This window comes from Acetobacter cerevisiae (assembly GCF_001580535.1).
Taxonomy (GTDB): Bacteria; Pseudomonadota; Alphaproteobacteria; order Acetobacterales; family Acetobacteraceae; genus Acetobacter; species Acetobacter cerevisiae.
This window is the reverse complement of sequence record NZ_LHZA01000072.1, coordinates 1-5,411: the sequence shown is the minus strand read 5'-3', so window position 1 is coordinate 5,411 and position 5,411 is coordinate 1. Positions and strand designations below refer to the sequence as shown.

At 53.9% G+C, this 5,411-nt stretch carries 4 protein-coding genes; 1 reads left to right on the top strand and 3 read right to left on the bottom strand.

Annotation, left to right across the window (positions count from 1 at the left end; genetic code table 11):
- The coding region (locus AD928_RS00835; RefSeq protein ID WP_062247508.1) for a tyrosine-type recombinase/integrase at positions 1-1,379 on the top strand (1,379 nt) is incomplete at its 5' end.
- Here AD928_RS00835 and AD928_RS14640 read toward each other — a convergent pair.
- The 3 genes from AD928_RS14640 to AD928_RS15035 form a co-directional block, all read right to left on the bottom strand.
- Positions 1,359-1,970, bottom strand: coding sequence for a hypothetical protein (locus AD928_RS14640; protein WP_156470028.1), 612 nt, complete (start codon positions 1,968-1,970; stop codon positions 1,359-1,361). The two genes, AD928_RS00835 and AD928_RS14640, sit on opposite strands and share 21 nt — an antisense overlap.
- A gap of 115 nt (positions 1,971-2,085) precedes the next feature.
- Positions 2,086-3,516, bottom strand: coding sequence for a hypothetical protein (locus AD928_RS00830; protein WP_062247506.1), 1,431 nt, complete (start codon positions 3,514-3,516; stop codon positions 2,086-2,088).
- A 1,692-nt stretch (positions 3,517-5,208) separates the two neighbouring features.
- Positions 5,209-5,411: hypothetical protein (locus AD928_RS15035; RefSeq protein ID WP_209436628.1), on the bottom strand; the 203-nt coding region annotated here is incomplete at its 5' end.

Here is a 5,411-nt window from a genome sequence, read left to right as displayed (position 1 = left end):
GTCTGGAAGCAATCGGCAAGAAGCCACTGTCAGGCGACTGGGTGCCAGATTGGGCAACACCTGAGAAAGCGATAGAAGCAGGTCTGCGCTATCGTCAGCAGATTGAGCAGGCTTCGGATGACTATGACCCGGCAGAAGGTCTTAATCCCGGTGAGGCTGCTGAGGGTGCCCCTGAAAGTGAACGGGAGCATGTCAGGTCCGTTGTGACCGACCTTGTTCTGGAAGCCTCAGAGACGCTGCCTTCACCTGCTGACGGCACGCGCTATTTCAAGACTGTCATGGGTGTGGTTGACGGCACCACAACGCCGCTGGGGCCTCTGCTGGACCGCTGGGAACGGGAAAGAGACCAGACGATCAGCATGGCGTCACGGGCCATGGACGCAGCCACTATCAACCATTTTGCAGCTTATGTGGCAGAGCATGACGGGCAGACGCTGGGCATCACGGTAAAAGACCCAATGCAGCACCTCCGGGCTAAAGGGCTGGAAAGCCTTGAACTGAGGATGCTGGGTGGTTTCACGGAATGGCTGCTGGACAGTGCTGGTCTGACTGCCAAGACCGTGGGAAGCCGTGTCAGTCCGCTAAAGATGTTCTGGGAATGGTGCATTCGCAAGCATATCATCTCTGGCCCAAACCCGTGGGATGGTGCCACTCGTGGCCTGAAGCAGCAGGCTGCACGGCAGGACGTGGGTAAACCAAAGATACGACCGTTCTCAGAAGATGAACTACTGGTCCTCTTGCGGGCTGATCCTGATGCAGGGAGGCGCTGGACGTGGGGACAGGCTATCCGTGACCTGATGCCATTGGCCCTCTTGACAGGGGCAAGGCAGAACGAGCTGTGCAGCCTGACAGTGGACAAGGTTGTGCAGGTGCCGGGGGCTGAGCTGCTGGGCATTGCCGTGCTTGACGAAGAGGCTAAGACGCCCAATTCCATCAGGCGTGTCCCTCTGCATCCTCTGGTCAGACCAATCATTGAAAGAAGGCTGGCTGCTGCCATTGCCGCAGGTGAGCCAGACGCTCCCTTGTTCCCTGAGTGCAAGCCCGGAGGGCCACAAGGGAAGCGTGGTTATTACTTCTCAAAACGCTTCACGGACTTCAGGCGGGATGTGCTGGGCAGGGCATCGGATGGTCTGGTGGTATTCCACAGCTTTAGGAAATGCTTTGGCACATTCATGCGGAGGGCTGCCGTGGCTGGTGTGTCTGAATGCCAGTTATCGGTTGCTCAGAAGCTGATGGGCCACAAGCCTCAGACCATCACAGAGACCACCTACATGGAGGCAGAGATGCCGTGGCCGGTCTATGAAGCGGCCATTCTGGGCATGGTGGACAAGGGGCTGCCGGAGAGAGTTCGGGAAGCCTTATCGGCAATAAGTCGATAGTCCAGAACGGGAACAGGTCATTGTGCTACCATCAGAGCCTTGCACAACAGTGGAATTGCCAGAGCGATAAAGTGAGTAAGAAGTAGGCGAGGTGGAGGGCATAGTGGACGGTGCGGCGGTCTCAGCTGCATTCAACTGCTGCGCTTCTTTCTGTATGTCCTCGCTTACGCTCTGAAGTCTGGCTCTCCACGCTTCGGCTTCGGCTTGCTTCTGCTGCATATGGCGATATTTTGCGGCAGAGATGTTTGTAAACATTTGAGATTGAACTTGGCCAGTGAGAAAGGCTGCCGATTGCTGGGAGATTTTTCCAGCATCTAATGCTGTGGCTATGATGAGTTCTTTGCGGGTTTCTGCCTGATAATAAGGCTGATAAATACCGAGAGCGTCTTTGCCATAGGTATCAATGGCGGCGATTTTACATTCAACGAATGCCTGAGAGCGACCGGGAATGCTGTATAGTTCGTGCCCACCTGCCTGAGTCACACAAGCATTTTCTGCTTGCGTTAATAATAGCCCCCCTTTTTTTGTGCCTTCTGACGTATCTGCACATGCTGCAAGAGAGAGAACTGGGAGTAAGAGTAATCGTTTCATAGCGTTTCACATTTTTGGCTTAGATTGTGCGATTGAAATTAAGACTACACGTATAGCGACGATGTATTTTCACTAATTCATTTACTGGCAAGCTGCAAAATTTGAAAGCTTGGCCTCAAAAGATGTTGGTAAGTACCTCCCGACCCAGAACAGCTCGGCTGGCCCGTTGCAGGCACGTATAAGCTTTTCCTTCTTCTGCCTGTGGCACCATTAAAGCATCATGCAGGGGCAGCACCACGCCGCCTTGGTTCATATGCTCTGTCATGGCCATTCTCATGATCTTGGCTTCCACGTTGGTCAGATACTGGCCGACTGCCCATGACCTCAATTCGTGCGGAACTGTGGCGGCAATTTCTGGCGGGATGATCTGCTGGAGCTTCTTCAATTCAGGATAACGCTGGAAGACTGCCTCCATGATCGTGCTGGCCTCCACGGCGTCCCGAACGTCCTCTCTGGTGGTGTCAGGCCATTGCTTCACGGCTTTCCCACTCCCGAAGAACACCACGAACCAGTGCTTGATAGCTGACCTCAGAGCATCAGGAAGTCCCGGCAGGCGGTAAGGGTCGCCCTCCGGCACGGGGGCACCCAGCAAGGCCAGAGCGATGGACAGAAAGGACGCTGAGACGTCCACCTCTGTGACGGGAAAGGTGTTTATACGAATGGCTGCACGTTCTTCTTTGCTGATGCCATTCTGGTAATTGTCAGAGCCGGAAGCATAAATCCGGCCATGCAAATGCTCGGTGCCAATGAAGCGGGCATACAGAACTGGCTGGCAGCATCCACTAAAATGAAAGCGGGAAAGGTGGGTGGTCAGGCGCGTCATGAAGGCTGCCACATCATGCAGTCTTTCAGGTGGCGGTAGTTCTTCTCGGCTGGGGATGGTGGTGCCCCTCTGTCGTTTGGGAAAACCCCGAAGGCTGACCAAACGTGTTGTTGCTTGGGTAATGACGGCAGGCTGAACCAGCATCCAGTCTTGTGCAGCTGAGGCCAGAGAGCAGCCACATTCCTGTGCCCATTCCAGCAGCAGAGGAGTGGCTCTGATGCGGGCAGCATTGCCGCTCATGGTGCCCCAGATTGTCTTGAAGTGTTGACCCGGCACTCTTTCAATCAGTCCGAGTGCCTCCATTGCTCTGGCTTTGGTCCAGAAAGCGTTATGCTTGACGGGAAGCTGACGGTCAGGCTTCCAGAACCACGTTCCTGCGCCCTCATTAACGGCTACCCACTGGCCTTTGAAGCCGGGGCGTATAAGGCCACCCAGAATATGCCCAACCTCACTCAAGCGTTTCTGACGGCCCTTATCGCGAGTGCTGCCGATGGATGCTGCGGAACGGCTGCCAAGGTGAGGGCGGAGGGCCTCTGACACCATTTCAGCCAGAGCATGGGCAGCAGGTGTATTCTGGATGCGGCCCAAGGAGAGCAGGCTGGCATCCTGCAAGGCTGCCGGGTCATGTGGATGCGAGGGGAGCCGCTTGTCTGTCTCAGGGTTAAAGGGGGGAATGATGATAACTGCGTCTGATGTGGCCGCATAACGGCTTGTGTCGCTCATGTCCCAAACCTTTCCACTCATACCCTGTAAGGCCGCTTTACGGTTCCGAGTATGATTTATCAATATATGATAATAGTAAGGATAATAGTAAGGATAACAGTAAGGTCATTAAGGCCAGTAAGGATACAGGCAGTAACCCTGTAAAGCTGGCCATATAATCAATAAACAAGATGCGCCTTAAATGGCTCAGGAAGGCCGCACAGTAGCCCTTCCGTCCTCCCCGGTGAAGTTGTGCCGGGAAGGGTGTGGATGAGTCTGTGCGACTTATACGTCTTGAGTAGGTTTGGTGAGGAGATGACACTTCGCCAAGTAAGCCGATAGGAAGGTTCAGACCCCCAACTCAAATTGGTAAATATGGCGGCTTAAGCTATGCGATTCCATAACTGACCTCATGACATTATAATCGTCAATCAAGTCCACTCTCATAAGATTGTTCGCAGCTTCTCGGCCATACATTGTCACGTATGCCTCATAATACGAAGCATAGTTTTGGTGGAAAGCGAGTAAGCGGTCCACTTCCCAAAGCGGACACTTTAACTCTTCCGCAATCTTTTCTTGGCTCACGTGATTAGTGGATAACCTGACGGCATGGTTTAGTGTTGTGAGGACGTCAGAGCCGGAGTGATTGTTTTGGGCGCGTTTATCGTGGGCATTCTCCTTGACGCTTCCTGCATACAGATGGTCGGGGTTAACGCACATCGGATTGTCACAGAGATGGCAAGCTTGTTCGTCGGGTTTCAAACTTCCCTTGAATAGCAAAAAGGCCCACCGGGCGGCGGTGGTGTTCTTCTGCGTTCCATCGGGGAGGTGCAAATTGAACTGTGGTCGCGGCCCTTTTTTCTTAGCTGCGCCAGCACAACTTGCAGTCCACTCCCAGCATGGGGATTGAAGATACTTGGCTGCGGGGGAAGGGACTTCTTGGACGTGAGAAAGGAATAAGGCTTCTTCGTTATTCCGTGGTATCGGGAGGGTCATAAGGTGTTATTCTCGTTATCAGGTGTTCTGGAATGCAGCATGGCGCTGCTGGGTGGCATGTCGCTCGTCAGTAAGGAAATCCGGCAGCCGATAAGTCCTTCAAAGGCGCATCCAACAGTCCAAAAGCGGACCATGTGCCGCCTTTAAGGCAATGGCAGGTGCATTCTGGCGTCAGGGATTCCTCGTGGATAACGGGTTACATTCCATAAATATGGTGACGAACCTGTAATTGTACAAGGGCTGAGGCGGTTTTTCTTCTCCCCATGAAACCCACAAGCGTATGCAGAAATAAGCTCTTTTTTGAGATGGCGAGGTAGGAAGAGAGAATTAGGCAAGTCTCTGCTCTGAGGCTTGTCATGGCCTTGTGAAGAGTTTGCATGGTCTGGATGGTGCCCATGGGCGGGAAGGCTGTGAAGGCGCTATATGGCGTTTTGTGTCGCTCGGCAGGGCAAGCTCAGTAAGCGCATAGGAATGGAAATCCAGAAAGCCATAAGGATGGTTTTTCTTTGGAAGGTCGGCATTACAGGCTGCGTCCAATACCACCATGACCAGAGCTTTACTCCCATCTTTGAAACCGGAAATCCTGAGCGAAATTGCCTTTTAGGGACCGGGGAATGGGACTCCGGGGCGTTTTGCAGGGCAATGCAGGCCGACACGTCCACAGAGAGTCACTGAGTGGCCTTTGGTGTCCTGCTGGTGTCATTGTGCTGGCTGGGTTCAGGGCGTGCTGTGCGGGCTTCTGTGAGGCGCTAATGGACTGGAAGGCCGCAACGCCGAAGAGGGCAGGCGGGAGGCTATGCGGTGTAAGCGCCCGGATGCGCCCGTCATGCGTTCCGGGAATCCCACTGATTCCAGATTGTGCGTGGTGCTGCTCTCCGGTTGGCCTGTATCAATCCAGACAACGAACGTGGTCAGGAATG